The organism is Bradyrhizobium erythrophlei, from assembly GCF_900129505.1.
Taxonomy (GTDB): Bacteria; Pseudomonadota; Alphaproteobacteria; order Rhizobiales; family Xanthobacteraceae; genus Bradyrhizobium; species Bradyrhizobium erythrophlei_D.
In genome coordinates this window covers 8998459-9013272 of the sequence record NZ_LT670818.1, presented here as the reverse complement: position 1 = coordinate 9013272, position 14814 = coordinate 8998459, and the positions used below count along the sequence as shown (strand labels likewise).

Genomic DNA, 14814 nt, shown 5'->3' with positions numbered 1-14814 from the left:
CAGTGAAGCAAGTTCTGGATGCGGAAACAGTCGCATGTTGATTGAGCCGGGCGACCCCATGCGCCGCATGATGGTCAAACTTGTCGCGGCGCTGGCTATCGCCGGATCGTTGGTGGTGGCCGGAGGAGGCGCCGCCGGCGCGGCCGATCCGGACATGCAACAGGTGCTGGCGCCGACCCGGAAGCTGAGGGTCGGGCTTTATCCGGGAACTCCGACATCGATATTGCCGGATCCGCAATCGGACGGTCCGCGCGGCGTCGGCTACGATCTCGGCAAGGAGTTCGCGCGAAGGCTTGGCGTGCCCTATGAGCCTGTGGTGTTTTCCAAGAACGCCGAAGTGCTCGAGGCGGTGAAGACGGCGCAGGTCGACATGGCCTTCACCAACGCTTCCGCCGAGCGCGCCAAGGATATGGATTTCGGGCCACCTTACCTCGAGATCGAGCTTGGCTACCTGGTGTCGCAAAAATCCGTCATCTCGACGCCGGCCGATATCGACAAGCCGGGCGTCCGCGTCGGCGTGACCAAGGGAAGTTCATCCGACGGCGTGTTGTCGCGCGACCTGAAATCCGCGGAGGTCGCTCGCGCGGTCACCGTCGGCGCCGCGGCCGACATGATGGCCGCCGGTCAGCTCGACGCGTTCGCGACCAACAAGGCGACCCTGTACGAAATGGCGGAAAAGCTTCCGGGGGCAAGGGTCCTCGACGGCCATTGGGGCGTTGAGCGACACGCCATCGCCATTCCCAAGGGCAGGGACCAGGGCAGGCCGTTCGTGGAGAAATTCACCAGCGATGCGAAATCGGAGGGCCTTGTCAAAGCCGCGATTGCACGGGCCGGCTTGCGCGGCGCCATGACGTCGGAGTCCAAATAATGCGGAGGCGCCGGTCGTCGCGTCAGTTGAAAAGGTTGAAAAGAATGTCCTGCCCAGGGAGCGTCAATTAATGTTGGTTCTGCCCAAGTTCGTCCGCATCGCGGGCCTCGCTGCGTCTGTATTCCTCGCGAGCTGGAGCGCGCACGCCGAGCCTTTTCCAACGAGGCCGGTGACCATCTTTGTTCCCTACGCCGCCGGCGGCGCCGTGGACGTGCTGGCGCGCACCATCGGTCAGTCGCTGTCGAAGATCTGGGGCCAGCAGCCGGTCGTCGAAAATCGTCCGGGCGCCGGCGGCATCATTGCGTCCCAGGCCTTGGCCCAATCGGCGCCGGACGGCTACAAACTGATCCTGGTGGCGAGCGGTCATCCCCTGAACCAGTTTTTCTATCCGAAGCTGCCCTACGATACATTCAAGGATTTCGCCGCGATTACCGAGGTCGCCAGTTCGCCGCTGGCCATCGTCGTATCCCAGAAAAGTGACGTCAGGAATTTGCAGGAGCTGCTTGCGGCGGCAAAGCAGAAGCCTGACTCGTTGTCGTACGGAATGTCCGGCAACGGCACATCGGCGCACCTGGCCGGCGAACTGCTCAACTACATGGCTGATGTCAAGATCCTCGCCATTCCCTACAAGGGCGGGGCGCCGGCGCTCACGGCGGTGCTGGCGGGCGACATCCCCATGAGCATCAATCCATTGCCGGAAGTCGTCGGCCAGCTCAATGGCGGCTTCGTTCGCGCCATCGCGGTGACGACCGCCACCCGCTCGAAGGCGATGCCGGATGTGCCCACCGTGGCGGAATCCGGCGTGCCCGGTTACGAAACTTCGGTGTGGTGGGGTTTTCTGGGACCGGCGGGAATGGCGCCGGAACTGGTGGCGAAGATCAACGCCGATCTGCTGACGACCCTCAAAGATCCCACGGTTCTGGCGGCCTTCGACAAGCTGGGCGCCGTGCCGGTCGGGAGCTCGCCGCAGGACTTCGATGCCTATATGCGGGCAGAGGCCGCCAAATGGGGGCCGATCCTCAAGCAGGCGAATATCAGGGTCGAGTAATGCGTGCCGTTGGAGTAATCTTGAGACCGAGCCAACCGGCAAGCGCTGCCGCGAGCGTTCGGTATCGGCGGATAGGCCGGCCGGCGAGTCCAGCCTTGCCAATCCAGATGTGAGCGGAGAGACCGATGCAAACCGCCATCCCCTGTCTTTTCATGCGTGGAGGAACCTCGCGAGGGCCGTTCTTCAAGGCCAGCGATTTGCCCTCCGATCTGCCGACGCGCGACAAGGTGCTGCTGTCGGTGATGGGTTCCCCCGACAAGCGCCAGATCGACGGTCTCGGCGGCGCTCACCCGCTGACCTCCAAGGTCGGCATCGTGTCCAGGGGCAGCAAGCCGGGCGTCGATCTCGATTTCCTGTTTGCCCAGCTGCAGCCCGACAAGGACACCGTCGACACCACGCCGAATTGCGGCAACATGCTTGCCGCCGTGGTGCCGTTCGCGCTCGAGACCGGCATGGTCAGGCCCAAAGGCGATACCACCACGCTGCGCGTGCTGACCCTCAACACCGATATGCAGTGCGACATCACCGTGCAAACGCCCAACGGCCATGTCGAGTATGAGGGCAATGCCCGCATCGACGGCGCGCCGGGAACCTCGGCCCCGATCACGGTCAACTTCCTCGACACCGCGGGCTCGGTCGCGCCCGGGCTGCTTCCGACCGGCAATGTCCGCGACAACATCGATGGCGTTGATGTGACCTGCATCGACAACGGCATGCCCCTGGTGATCTTCAAGGGCAGCGACGTCGGTCGCACCGGCTACGAGAGCGTGGACCAGATGAACGCGGATACCGAATTGAAGGCGCGGATCGAGCGGTTGCGGATCGCCTGCGGCCACGCGATGAAGCTCGCCGACGTCACGGCCAAGAACTACCCGAAGATGACGCTGATATCGGCGCCGCGCACCGGCGGCAGCATCTGCACGCGCAGCTTCATCCCGCATGTCTGCCACGACGCGATCGGCGTGCTGGCGGCGGTGACGGTGGCGACCGCCTGCGTGCTCGACGGTTCGATTACGCAAGGCATCGCGTCGATGCCGGTGGGCAATGTCAAGAAGGTATCGGTCGAGCATCCGACCGGCGAATTCAGCGTCGAGATCGAGGTCGATCCGGCCAATCCGCAGAACGTGACCCGCGCCGCTCTGCTGCGCACCGCGCGGCTGTTGATGCGCGGCGAGGTCATGATTCCCGGATCGCTCTGGGCGCCGAAATCGAGACTCGAAGCGGCGGCAAAATAGAAGTTGGGATTTGGGAAACGCTAAGGGGGCGGAAAAGACCGATCTGGTCGGCCGCCGTTCCGGAAGGAGAGAAAATTGATCATCGACGTGCACGGCCACTACACGACGGCGCCGAAGGCGCTTGAGGATTGGCGCAACCGGCAGATCGCGGGCATCAAGGATCCCTCGGCGATGCCGAAGGTCAGCGAGCTCAAGATCAGCGACGATGAGCTGCGCGAGAGCATCGTCAACAACCAGCTCAAGAAGATGCAGGAGCGCGGCAGCGATCTCACCATCTTCAGCCCGCGCGCCAGCTTCATGGCGCACCATATCGGCGACTTCCAGGTATCCTCGACCTGGGCGGCGATCTGCAACGAGCTGTGCGCGCGCGTCGGCAGGCTCTTCCCCGACTCTTTCGTCGGTGCGGCGATGCTGCCGCAGTCGCCGGGCGTCGATCCCAAGACCTGCATCCCCGAGCTCGAGAAATGCATCAAGGAATACGGCTTCGTCGGCATCAATCTGAACCCCGACCCGTCGGGCGGGCACTGGACCTCGCCGCCGCTGTCGGACCGGCACTGGTATCCGATCTACGAGAAGATGGTGGCGCTCGACATCCCCGCCATGATCCACGTTTCCACCAGCTGCAACGCCTGCTTCCACACCACGGGCGCGCATTATCTGAACGCCGACACCACGGCCTTCATGCAATGTCTGACCTCGGACCTGTTCAAGGATTTTCCAAAGCTTAAATTCCTGATCCCGCATGGCGGTGGCGCGGTGCCTTACCACTGGGGCCGCTTCCGGGGCCTCGCGCAGGAGCTGAAGAAGCCGCTTTTGAAGGATCACCTGCTGCACAACATCTTCTTCGACACCTGCGTGTATCACCAGCCGGGCATCGATCTCCTGACCAAGGTCATTCCGGTCGACAATATCCTGTTCGCCAGCGAGATGATCGGCGCGGTGCGCGGCATCGATCCCGAAACCGGTTTTGCCTATGACGACACCAAGCGCTACATCGAAGGCACGATGAACCTCAGCGCGCAGGACAGGCAGAAAGTCTACGAGGGGAATGCGCGGCGCGTGTTCCCGCGCCTCGATGCGGCGCTGAAAGCGAAAGGCAAGTGACATGAGTCAGCCGATGAACGATCTCGGTATCGTCAAGCGCAACATCCTCCGCGCCGACAAGGCGGCCGTGGAAAAACTGTCGCGCTTCGGCGTCGCCACCATCCACGAGGCGATGGGCCGCGTCGGCCTGATGCAGCCTTACATGCGGCCGATCTATCCGATCGCGAAAGCTTGCGGACCCGCGGTCACCGTGCTGCTGCAGCCCGGCGACAACTGGATGATGCATGTGGTGGCCGAGCAATTGCAGCCGGGCGACGTCGTGGTCGCGGCCTGCACCGCGGAGAATACCGACGGCTTCTTCGGCGACCTCTTGGCGACCAGTTTTCGCGCCCGCGGCGCCAAAGGCCTGGTCATCGATGGCGGCGTGCGCGACGTGGCGGACCTGACCGAAATGCAGTTCCCGGTATTTTCAAGGGCGATCAGCGCCAAGGGTACGGTGAAGGCAACGCTCGGCTCGGTGAACATCCCGGTGGTCTGCGCCGGTGCGCTGGTCAACCCGGGCGACGTGGTGATCGCCGACGTCGACGGCGTCGTCGTCGTCCCCGCCGGCGTCGCCCGGCAGGTGGCCGATGCGGCGGAGGCGCGCGAGGCCAATGAAGGCGAGAAGCGCGAAAAGCTCGCGGCCGGGGTGCTGGGCCTCGACATGTACAAGATGCGCGAACCGCTGGCGAAAGCCGGCCTCAAATATATCGATTGATGGTCATGTCCGTCGCTTCAAACCAGTGGCATGTGGGTCTGGTCGGTTACGGCGAGGTCGGCCGTATCCTGGCCGAGGACCTGCGCAAGCAGGACGTCAAGGTCAGCGCCTACGACATCAAGCTCGGCGGCGAACAGGCTGGACCTTTGCGCGATCATGCCGGAGCTTTCGGCGTGGCGCTGGCATCCTCGCACGCGGATCTCGCAGCCAAGGCTGATTTGATTGTTTCTGCGGTGACGGCGAGCCAGGCCGTGCCGGTGGCGAGTGCTTGCGCGCCCGCTGTGAAAAAAGGCGCTTGGTTTCTCGACTTCAACTCGGCCTCGCCCGGCGCCAAGCGGCGCGCGGCTGACCTGATCGATGGTGCCGGCGGCCGCTATGTTGAAGGCGCGGTCATGACCTCGGTCCCGCCGTACCGCATCAAGGTGCCGTTGCTGCTGGGCGGCGGCAGCGCACGGGACTTCGCGCCGCTGCTGGTGGAGCTCGGCTTCGACGCCAAGGTCGCGAGCGAACAACTCGGCGTCGCGTCGGCGGTCAAGATGTGCCGCAGCGTCATGATCAAGGGCCTGGAAGCGATGGTGATCGAAAGTTTTACGACCGCGCGGGCCTACGGCGTCGAAGACGCGGTGCTGGCGTCGCTGGCGGAGACGTTTCCCGGCATCAATTGGGAGAAACAGGGTGCTTACTTCTTCCAGCGCGTCATCGAACATGGCCGCCGCCGCAGCGAGGAAGTGCGCGAGGTGGCCGAGACCGTGCGCGAGATCGGCCTGACGCCGTGGTCGGCGCAGGGTACGGCCGAGCGTCAGGCCTGGGTCGCGGACCTTGCCGACGAGGGCCTGTTCGGTCCCAAAGGCACCAGGGAATTTGCCAAGAGTCCCGACTGGCGCACGGAAGCCGACCGGATCCTCGGCATGATAAAGTCAAAGGAATGAGACAGGCAGCGATGGAATCCCAGAAGACCCCATTTGAAAAGACACCCGGCTGGCTCGACTGGTATGCCGGCCCCTCAAAGCCGCGCTTCAAGGTGCCGGCCGGCGCCGTGGACGCGCATTGCCATGTGTTCGGCCCGGGTGCCGAGTTTCCTTTCGCGCCGGAGCGCAAATACACCCCCTGCGACGCCTCCAGGCAGCAGCTCTATGCGCTGCGCGACCATCTCGGCTTCGCCCGCAATGTGGTGGTGCAGGCGACCTGCCACGGCGCCGACAATCGCGCGATGGTCGACGCGCTCGTCCATTCCGGCGGCAGAGCGCGCGGCGTCGCCACCGTCAAACGCAACGTCAGCGATGCCGAACTGAAGGGCATGCACGACGCCGGCGTGCGCGGCGTGCGCTTCAACTTCGTCAAGCGCCTGGTCGATTTCACGCCCAAGGATGAGCTGATCGAGATCGCCGGCCGCATTGCCAGACTGGGCTGGCACGTCGTGATCTATTTCGAGGTGGTGGACCTGCCCGAATTGTGGGATTTTTTCACTTCGCTGCCGACCACGATCGTCGTCGACCACATGGGGCGGCCGGATATCACCAAGCCGCTCGAGGGGCCCGAGTTCGAGCTGTTCGTAAAATTCATGCGCGATCACCAGAACGTCTGGTCCAAGGTGAGCTGCCCGGAGCGACTGTCGGTCAAGGGCCCGCGCGCGCTCGACGGCGAGCAGAACGCCTACCGCGACGTGATCCCGTTCGCCCGGCGTATCGTCGAGACCTTTCCCGATCGCGTGCTGTGGGGCACCGACTGGCCGCATCCCAATCTCAAGGACCACATGCCCGATGACGGCCTGCTGGTCGATTTCATTCCGCACATTGCGACCACGCCGGAGCTGCAGCGCAAGCTGCTGGTCGACAATCCGATGCGGCTCTATTGGCCCGAACAATCCTGAGGAGACGATCCGATGTCACTGGAAAAACCCTATAAGGATGTGCCCGGTACCACGGTCTTCGACGCCGACATGTCGCGCCAGGGCTATCATCTGAACCAGTTCTGCATGTCGCTGATGAAAGCGGACAACCGCGCCCGCTTCAAGGCCGATGAGCGCGCCTATCTCGACGAATGGCCGATGAGCGAGGACCAGAAAAAGGCCGTGCTCGCGCGCGATCTCAATCGCTGCATTGAGCTCGGCGGCAATATCTACTTCCTCGCCAAGATCGGCGCGACCGACGGCAAGAGTTTTCAGCAGATGGCCGGCAGCATGACCGGAATGAGCGAAGAGGAATACCGCAACATGATGGTCGGCGGTGGCCGCTCGATCGAAGGCAACCGCTACACCGGGGAGAAGAAGTGATGGCCCATATCTCAGCGAGCGTCTACACCTCGCACATTCCGGCCGTCGGCGCCGCGCTCGACCTCGGCAAGACCGCCGAGCCGTATTGGCAGCCGGTCTTCAAGGGCTACGACTTCTCCAAGCAATGGTTGAAGGATCACAAGCCGGACGTGATTTTCCTCGTCTATAACGATCACGCCAACGCCTTCAGCCTCGACATCATCCCGACCTTTGCGATCGGTACCGCGCCCGAGTTCGCGATCGCCGACGAGGGCTGGGGCCCGCGTCCGGTACCCAAGGTGATCGGCCATCCGAAGCTCGCGGCACATATCGCGCAATCCGTGATCCAGGATGATTTCGATCTCACCATCGTCAACAGGATGGAGGTCGACCACGGCCTGACGGTGCCGATGAGCCTGATGTGCGGCCAGCCGCAGGCCTGGCCATGCCCGGTGATTCCATTCGCCGTCAACGTCGTGCAGTATCCGGTTCCCTCGGGCCGGCGCTGCTACATGCTCGGCAAGGCGATCCGCAAGGCGATCGAGTCCTACGACGAGCCGCTCAACGTGCAGATCTGGGGCACCGGCGGCATGAGCCACCAGCTGCAGGGGCCGCGCGCCGGCCTGATCAACAGGGAGTGGGACCAGGCTTTCCTCGATCGCCTGATTGCCGAGCCTGAGAAACTCGCCGCCACGCCGCACATCGACTACGTCCGCGAGGCCGGCAGCGAGGGCATCGAGCTCGTGATGTGGCTGATCGCCCGCGGCGCCATGGACGATGTCAATGGCGGCAAGCCGCTGACGACGCGGCACCGCTTCTACCATGTGCCCGCCAGCAACACCGCCGTGGGCCATCTGATTCTGGAGAACAATTGACGTGACCAAGACGATCAAGGTGGCGCTCGCCGGCGCCGGTGCGTTCGGCATCAAGCATCTGGACGGCATCAAGAACATCGACGGCGTCGAGGTCGTCTCGCTGGTCGGCCGCAGGCTGGAGCCGACCAGGGAAATCGCCGCCAAATACGGCATCGCGCATGCGGCTACCGACCTTGCCGACAGTCTCGCGCTGAAGGAAGTCGATGCCGTGATCCTCTGCACGCCGACGCAAATGCACGCGGCGCAATCCATCGCCTGCCTGAAGGCCGGCAAGCATGTGCAGGTCGAGATCCCGCTCGCCGATTCGCTTGTCGATGCGCAGGCCGTTGTCGATTTGCAAAAGAAGAGCGGGCTGGTGGCGATGTGCGGCCACACCCGGCGCTTCAATCCCAGCCATCAATGGGTGCACAAGAAGATCGTGGCCGGCGAGTTCAATATCCAGCAGATGGATGTGCAGACCTTCTTCTTCCGCCGCTCGAACATGAATGCGCTGGGCCAGCCCCGCAGCTGGACGGATCATCTGTTATGGCATCATGCGGCGCATACGGTGGACCTGTTCGCCTACCAGACGCGCTCGCCGGTCGTGAAGGCTAACGCGGTCCAGGGGCCGATCCATCCGACGCTCGGGATCGCGATGGACATGTCGATCCAGCTCAAGGCGGCCAATGGCGCGATCTGCACGCTCAGCCTGTCCTTCAACAACGACGGTCCGCTCGGAACCTTCTTCCGTTACATCGGCGATACCGGGACCTACATCGCCCGCTACGATGACCTCTTCAACGGCAAGGAAGAGAAGATCGACGTCTCCAGGGTCGACGTGTCGATGAACGGCATCGAACTGCAGGACCGCGAGTTCTTCGCCGCCATCCGCGAGGGCCGCGAGCCGAACTCGAGCGTCGCCCAGGTGCTGCCGTGCTACCAGGTGTTGCACGATCTGGAGCAGCAGCTCAACGCCGCTTGAAAAGAGGCGCGACGCCAAGCGCGGCGCGCCTGTCCACCCGCCGTCACGGAGCCACGCCAGGACGCGGCCATATTGTTCGAGATCGAGAACGAAGAGGTATGAACTCACATAGGGGTTGAAATCCGACGCTTGATGCCCATTCCGACGGCCGAATTGGATCAGACATGAACGTCGGCATCTGGCCAAGGGGCTTCAGATCGAGACCGTCGGCGAGGAGTCCGGGTTGCTGCCAACTCCGGACATCGCCGCATCGCGTTAACGGACGCTATGTGCCAACAGCTGGCGTCTTCGAATTGTGCGGTCATCGAGAAGTCGATATCGCGCCACTTCAACCACATCGAGCAAAAGCCGACCGCAAAACATCGGATCCAGGGAGACAAACCGTGCCAGATACATCCACGCTATTCGGCCTTTCACGCCGCAGCCTGCTGACCGGTCTGTTGGCTACGCCGACGCTGGCCGCCACAGTCGGGCCAAGCACCGCGCAAACCGACGGGCCGCGCTGGACCCCGCAACAAGCGCAAGCCGTTTTGAAGGATGCAAAGGGCACTAAGCTGGTGCTGCTCGGCACTGCCGCTGGTCCGGTGCCGGGTCGCTCGCGCGAAATGACTTCACACGTGATGCTGAGCAACGGCGCAGCCTATGTGCTTGATTGCGGAATGGGAGTTACCAACCAATATGCTCGCACCGGGATCCCATTTCACGCGCTGAAATCGATCTTCATCACCCACCATCACGCCGATCACAACATTGAATACGGTCCGCTACTGATCGTCGGCTGGATGCAGGGTTTGCCACTCGACGTGCGTGCTTTCGGCCCGCCACCCCTCAAGCAAATGACCGAGGACTTCATGCGCGCCTACAAGCAGACCATCGATTTTTGGGCTGAGGATTTCCACATGAAGCCGCTGGCGTCAGTCAACGTCCAGGAAATCCTCACTGCCGGTGTGGTAACGCAGGACGACAACGTCAAGGTGTCGGCGATCCTTGTCGAGCATCCGCCGGTGAAACCAGCGCTGGCCTATCGCTTCGACTTCAAGGACCGCTCTATTGCATTTTCTGGCGACACTGCACCGCTTGAAGCTGTGGCGAAAATGGCCAAAGGCGCCGACGTGCTGGTTCACGAAACGATGTACGTGCCGGCCGTCGAGACATACATCAGAGGACAGATCGCCCAGGGTCGGCCGGTGAAATTCGACGCCTTCATGGCGCATATGAAGGCGGACCACACACCCTCCGAAGATGTCGGCCGCATCGCCCAGGAAGCAGGCGTCAAAACGCTCGTGCTGTCGCACCTCACTCCGGCCATCGACAGTATCGACGATGAAACCTGGCGCGCTCCGGTGGCGAAGTACTTCAAGGGCGAGATCATCGTCGGCAAAGATTTGATGGTTGTGTGATGTGGCCAAAGAGGGCGCAAGTCGCCTTTGGGTCACACTAGGCGACCCCAAGAATTTTGTCGCGGAAGCGCGTAGGATGGGTAGAGCGAAGCGAAACCCGTCGCGACGTCTCGTCCGTGTCGGCCTCGCGGCCATCCTTCGAGACGCTCCGCTGCGCGGGGCTCCTCAGTATGAGGTCGGAGAAAAGCTCGCTCTCCACACAGGCGCAATCCTGCGCCCCGGCCTGCGACAAAACAACCCGCCGGGCAGATTTTCGCTATCGTCGTCGCGCAAATCACTTTTTACTTCCGACATCCTGTCCCCGAGGAAGGGGCGTTGGCCATCGTCACGAACGTTGGGATGGGATGCGGTGGACGCGGTGGCGTCGTGCGCGCGACAGGATGGTAGGGCGGCCTTCGGGCCCGTGAGCGATCGTCGTGCGTGCTGACGAGCGGTGCCGAAGCGTACGGTGAGGTCGTGTGGTCCTGACGCCTCAGCGGTTGGCGTCAAGTCTGCGAAAAGGCAAGTCGGCCCGACCGGGCGCGGATGCGCCAGCTATTCGCAGGCGACGGAGACAACAAGGCCCGATTCTCCGGGGAGAGCGCGTTATAAGCCGTAAAGCCATTGCGCAGGGAATGCCGGAGTGCCTCCGCTGAACCTGTATGCTCGTGTGCGTTTTCTTTCGCACATCTTTGCACACGAGACCGCGGGTGCAGCGCGCATCCGGCATTCCCTGCTCCCTCTTCTTTCGAGGGACAACGAAACGCAAAACTCGGGCGACATCGTGCCGCGAGAACGCGGACGCATATCCGCTGTTTGAAATTTGAATCGGAAAGTAACCCCGTCGTCCCGGCCAAGCGAAGCGCCGCTCTTGAGCTCCCCTCCACCCACGCGCCCTTGCGCGTGGCGGGGTCCGAGGCGAGCGAAACTCGCTCTCGAGGTCGGGGGTGGGGGGTAGTGCGGCGTCCACCGAAGCTGCGGTCCCAGCCGATAGACCCCCCACCCCCGACCCCTCCCCACCGCTTCGCGGGGGGAGGGGGGAAAGGATCAGCTTTCGCCGCGAGACTGCGAACGCATATTCGTTGTTTGAAATTTGAATCGGGAAATAGAATTCGTCGTCCGGACGACCGCGCACCGCTCTTGAACTCCCCTCCCTCCACGCGCCCTTGCGCGTGGCGGGGTCCGAGGCGAGCAAAGCTCGCTCTCGAGGTCGGGTTGGGGGGTCTATCAGTTCACTCCCCGGCAGAGAGTTTGCCGAAGCACCCCGCCGATCCACGCTTGCTGATGGGCCGGTCAGGCGGATGCGTGCACCTTGTCGCGGAAGCTTCGCGGCGACAGGCCGGTGGAGGCGGAAAAGATCCGGCTGAAATAAGCCGGATCGTTGAAGCCGAGCGCGTAGGCGATCATCGAGACCGGCAGGTTGGTGTAGACGAGATTGCGCCGGGCTTCGCGAATGACCCGGTCGAGGATCAGCTTCGATGCCGCGTGGCCGGTCGCCGAACGGGCGAGGCGGCTCAGATGCGTCGGCGTGATCGACAGCGCGGCCGCATAGTCGGACACGGTCCAGTGCTGCAGGAAGTGTTGCTCGAGCAGCGCTTCGAACCGCACGAAGAGGTCGGATTTTGCCAGGCCGCCCGGCGCCCGCCCGCCCGCGGCCAGTTCGCGCGCGACCAGCCCGATCAGGGCACCGGACAAGGCGCGCAGCACATGCGCCCGGGCAAATTCGCGCCCGGCGAATTCGGCGAAGACCTGCTGCATCGCCATGCGCATCTGCGCGGTGCCGCGCAGCACGGCCGAATGCGCCAGCACCCGCCGCAATCCCTCCAACGGCGTCAGCACCTCATCCAGCATTTCGGCGGCGACGGTAAGCACCCAGCCCTGCGTTCCCGGCTTGAAAGTGAAGCCGTGGACATGGCCGACCGGCACGTTGACGACCCGCATCGGCCGCAGCGCGTGGATGCGTCCCTCCAGCGTCGCCTGTCCGCTGCCGCGTTCGATCAGCAGAATCTGGTGCAGGCGCGCATGCCGGTGCGGGGCGAATTCCCATTCGTGCAGCACCGAACGCGCTGCGATGGTTTCGCAATGCACGACGTCGGGTAGATCGCCGGCCTCGCCGAACAAATTATAGGTCTGAACAGTGTGGCTGGCCGCCGTCTTCTGCATGTTCGAATTGTACAAGAAAATGGAAACTCGATCCATTCCTTACCGATACAAAACAGGCAGAATCGTCCAAACAGGGAGGAAAGGCGATGAAAGTCCAGGTTTGCATCATCGGCGGCGGACCGTCGGGTCTTCTGCTGTCGCAGCTCCTGCATCTGCAGGGCATCGAAACCGTGGTTCTCGAGAAATACAGCCGCGAATATGTCCTGGCGCGGATTCGCGCCGGCGTGCTGGAGCACGGTTTTGCAAAATTGATGCGCGAAGCGAACTGCGGCGAGCGCATGGACCGCGAGGGCGAGATTCACCGGGGATTCCATATCGCCCATGACGGTGTGATGGATCACGTCGATCTCTTCAAATACTCCGGCGGCAGTTCGGTCGTCGTCTACGGCCAGACCGAACTGACGCGCGATCTCTATGAGGCGCGCGACAAAATGGGCGGCAAGGTCATCCACAATGCCGAGGATGTCACGCCCCACGACCTGAAATCGGATGCACCCTACGTCACCTATCGCGACGGCGATCAGATCGTCCGGATCGATTGCGACTACGTCATCGGCGCCGACGGATTTCACGGGGTCAGCCGTAAATCGATCCCGAAGGATGTGCTGCGGGAATACGAACGCATCTATCCCTTCGGCTGGCTCGGCGTTCTCTCGCGGACCAAGCCGGTTTCGCCGGAGTTGATCTACGCCAAGCATGAGAGGGGGTTTGCGCTGTGCTCGCTGCGCTCGCAGGTGCTGAGCCGCTACTACATCCAGGTGCCGCTCGAGGATAAGCCGGAAGACTGGTCGGACGATGCGTTCTGGGCCGAACTCAAGCGCCGCTTGCCGGCCGAGGTCGCAAGCAGCCTGATCACCGGCCCCTCGATCGAGAAGAGCATCGCGCCCTTGCGCAGCTTCGTCGCCGAGCCGATGCGGTATGGCCGGCTGTTTCTCGCCGGCGACGCCGCCCATATCGTGCCGCCGACCGGCGCCCGCGGGCTCAACAGCGCCGCCTCCGATATCTATTACCTCTATCACGCCATGGTCGATCATTACAAAAAGGGTGACGACACTGGCCTTGATGGTTATTCGAAAAAGGCGCTGGCGCGGGTCTGGAAGGCGCAGCGTTTTTCATGGTGGATGACCATGTTGCTGCATCGCTTCCCGAACAACATCCCCTATGACGACAAGCTGCAGGAAACGGATATGTCCTATCTGTTCTCGTCCGAGGCCGCGCAGCGCTCGCTGGCCGAGAATTATGTGGGGCTGCCTTTCTGACCATCCGGTCCGGCCGGCTTCGATTTGATCCAGAACAAATCGCGCCGGCCAGGGGTCAGGTAAAACCAATGCCTGGCACCACCATCTTCGAGCGCAGATGTGATGCCCGCGATGTAGCGCTACGCCGCGACGAAGGCGAGCAGCGTGCCGTTAGCCGCGGCCGGCGCGACGCAAACCGCGCTGCCGCTGCGGACGCCGGCGCTGCCGAACGCCTTCTCCGCCGCGGCGAGATCCGATGCGATCACGAGGCCCGCGCCGCCGCGTTCCGGTACGCCTGCCAGCGAGACTCCGGGATAGCGCCGGCCCAACTGATCCCTGGTGAGGAATACGAAATCGGCACGATCCGAGCCGGAGGGCACCGCCACCGCGCCGTCAGGCTCGGCCCTCGTCTCGCGATCGATCATGCGCGCGAGGTGCGCGGCATCCTTCGCCGGCTCCGGTGAAACGATCAGCGCCTGCCGCAGACGCTTGGCGCCGTTGGCGTGTTTCATCAACTCGGGAATCCAGACCGTTTCGCGCGTCTTGTGCTGGCAGGCGAAAATGCGCACGCCGCCCGGCGCTTCCGCAACCGGCCACTGAAACACCCTGAATTTGGCCGACGACAGGCTGCCGTCCGGCATCGTGACCGGCCGCTCGAAATCGATCGGGCCCACGGGCTCAAAGCCGCGCGCGCGAATTTCCTCCGCACCGGCGGCCGAATCCACCGCCGTAAATGCGATGCGCTCGATGCCTTCGCCGCGCCTGGCGAGAAATGCGCGCGCCGGAGCATTATGTTCTGTTTCAACCAGCACGCCGAGCAATTCTATGTAGTCGGGGTCGAGCATGATGGTGTAATTGCCCGATCCCATATGCGCGCTGTGCGTGCCACGCGGCGATACGGTAAAGCCGAGCCGCTTCCAGCTCTCGGCGGCCCTGTCGAGATCCCTGACCATGACGACGGCATGGTCGATTCCGATGACGTTCTTGAGTGCCAC

At 63.2% G+C, this 14814-nt stretch carries 14 protein-coding genes; 12 read left to right on the top strand and 2 right to left on the bottom strand.

Annotated features, from left to right (window positions below; genetic code table 11):
- Nucleotides 1-34 precede the first annotated feature (34 nt).
- The 11 genes from B5525_RS42655 to B5525_RS42605 all read left to right on the top strand — a co-directional run bounded on the left by B5525_RS42655 (nt 35) and on the right by B5525_RS42605 (nt 10439).
- A complete protein-coding gene (locus tag B5525_RS42655) occupies nt 35-868 on the top strand; it encodes a transporter substrate-binding domain-containing protein (protein ID WP_244567771.1) in 834 nt (277 codons plus the stop codon).
- A 70-nt stretch (nt 869-938) separates the two neighbouring features.
- Nucleotides 939-1916: a tripartite tricarboxylate transporter substrate binding protein gene (locus tag B5525_RS42650; RefSeq protein WP_079572485.1), complete on the top strand. Its 978-nt coding sequence runs from the start codon at nt 939-941 to the stop codon at nt 1914-1916.
- Between the two features lie 125 nt (nt 1917-2041).
- Nucleotides 2042-3151, top strand: a complete 1110-nt coding sequence (locus tag B5525_RS42645; protein WP_079572483.1) for a 4-oxalomesaconate tautomerase — start codon at nt 2042-2044, stop codon at nt 3149-3151.
- Between the two features lie 75 nt (nt 3152-3226).
- Complete coding sequence (locus B5525_RS42640; protein WP_079572481.1) at nt 3227-4255, top strand: amidohydrolase family protein; 1029 nt, start codon at nt 3227-3229, stop codon at nt 4253-4255.
- Between the two features lies 1 nt (nt 4256).
- On the top strand, nt 4257-4952 hold the full coding sequence (gene ligK, locus B5525_RS42635; RefSeq protein WP_172900091.1) for a 4-carboxy-4-hydroxy-2-oxoadipate aldolase/oxaloacetate decarboxylase: 696 nt from the start codon (nt 4257-4259) through the stop codon (nt 4950-4952).
- A 5-nt stretch (nt 4953-4957) separates the two neighbouring features.
- Nucleotides 4958-5881: a DUF1932 domain-containing protein gene (locus B5525_RS42630; RefSeq protein WP_079574503.1), complete on the top strand. Its 924-nt coding sequence runs from the start codon at nt 4958-4960 to the stop codon at nt 5879-5881.
- An 11-nt stretch (nt 5882-5892) separates the two neighbouring features.
- A complete protein-coding gene (locus tag B5525_RS42625; protein WP_079572479.1) occupies nt 5893-6822 on the top strand; it encodes an amidohydrolase family protein in 930 nt (309 codons plus the stop codon).
- Between the two features lie 12 nt (nt 6823-6834).
- The gene (gene ligA, locus B5525_RS42620) at nt 6835-7224 is read left to right on the top strand and encodes a protocatechuate 4,5-dioxygenase subunit alpha (RefSeq protein ID WP_079572477.1); all 390 of its coding nucleotides are present in this window, start codon (nt 6835-6837) and stop codon (nt 7222-7224) included.
- The gene (locus B5525_RS42615) at nt 7224-8078 is read left to right on the top strand and encodes a class III extradiol dioxygenase subunit beta (protein WP_079572476.1); all 855 of its coding nucleotides are present in this window, start codon (nt 7224-7226) and stop codon (nt 8076-8078) included. The genes ligA and B5525_RS42615 overlap by 1 nt, the downstream gene beginning before the upstream one ends.
- Before the next feature lies 1 nt (nt 8079).
- On the top strand, nt 8080-9039 hold the full coding sequence (locus B5525_RS42610; RefSeq protein ID WP_079572474.1) for a Gfo/Idh/MocA family oxidoreductase: 960 nt from the start codon (nt 8080-8082) through the stop codon (nt 9037-9039).
- Nucleotides 9040-9422: 383 nt separating this feature from the next.
- A complete protein-coding gene (locus B5525_RS42605) occupies nt 9423-10439 on the top strand; it encodes an MBL fold metallo-hydrolase (protein WP_172900090.1) in 1017 nt (338 codons plus the stop codon).
- 1272 nt (nt 10440-11711) lie between these two features.
- Here B5525_RS42605 and B5525_RS42595 read toward each other — a convergent pair.
- Nucleotides 11712-12617: a helix-turn-helix domain-containing protein gene (locus tag B5525_RS42595; protein WP_079572469.1), complete on the bottom strand. Its 906-nt coding sequence runs from the start codon at nt 12615-12617 to the stop codon at nt 11712-11714.
- 50 nt (nt 12618-12667) lie between these two features.
- Between B5525_RS42595 and pobA the strand changes: the two genes are divergently transcribed.
- Nucleotides 12668-13840, top strand: a complete 1173-nt coding sequence (gene pobA, locus B5525_RS42590) for a 4-hydroxybenzoate 3-monooxygenase (protein ID WP_079572468.1) — start codon at nt 12668-12670, stop codon at nt 13838-13840.
- 119 nt (nt 13841-13959) lie between these two features.
- Here the strand turns inward: pobA and B5525_RS42585 are convergent, their stop codons facing one another.
- Nucleotides 13960-14814, bottom strand: coding sequence for a VOC family protein (locus tag B5525_RS42585; RefSeq protein ID WP_079572466.1), 855 nt, complete (start codon nt 14812-14814; stop codon nt 13960-13962).

Coding starts and splice junctions, on each gene's coding strand:
- B5525_RS42595 (WP_079572469.1), bottom strand. CDS start 12,617: ATGGATCGAGTTTCCATTTTCTTGTACAATTCGAACATGCAGAAGACG.
- ligK (WP_172900091.1), top strand. CDS start 4,257: ATGAGTCAGCCGATGAACGATCTCGGTATCGTCAAGCGCAACATCCTC.
- ligA (WP_079572477.1), top strand. CDS start 6,835: ATGTCACTGGAAAAACCCTATAAGGATGTGCCCGGTACCACGGTCTTC.
- pobA (WP_079572468.1), top strand. CDS start 12,668: ATGAAAGTCCAGGTTTGCATCATCGGCGGCGGACCGTCGGGTCTTCTG.
- B5525_RS42650 (WP_079572485.1), top strand. CDS start 939: ATGTTGGTTCTGCCCAAGTTCGTCCGCATCGCGGGCCTCGCTGCGTCT.
- B5525_RS42655 (WP_244567771.1), top strand. CDS start 35: ATGTTGATTGAGCCGGGCGACCCCATGCGCCGCATGATGGTCAAACTT.
- B5525_RS42645 (WP_079572483.1), top strand. CDS start 2,042: ATGCAAACCGCCATCCCCTGTCTTTTCATGCGTGGAGGAACCTCGCGA.
- B5525_RS42625 (WP_079572479.1), top strand. CDS start 5,893: ATGGAATCCCAGAAGACCCCATTTGAAAAGACACCCGGCTGGCTCGAC.
- B5525_RS42630 (WP_079574503.1), top strand. CDS start 4,958: ATGTCCGTCGCTTCAAACCAGTGGCATGTGGGTCTGGTCGGTTACGGC.
- B5525_RS42615 (WP_079572476.1), top strand. CDS start 7,224: ATGGCCCATATCTCAGCGAGCGTCTACACCTCGCACATTCCGGCCGTC.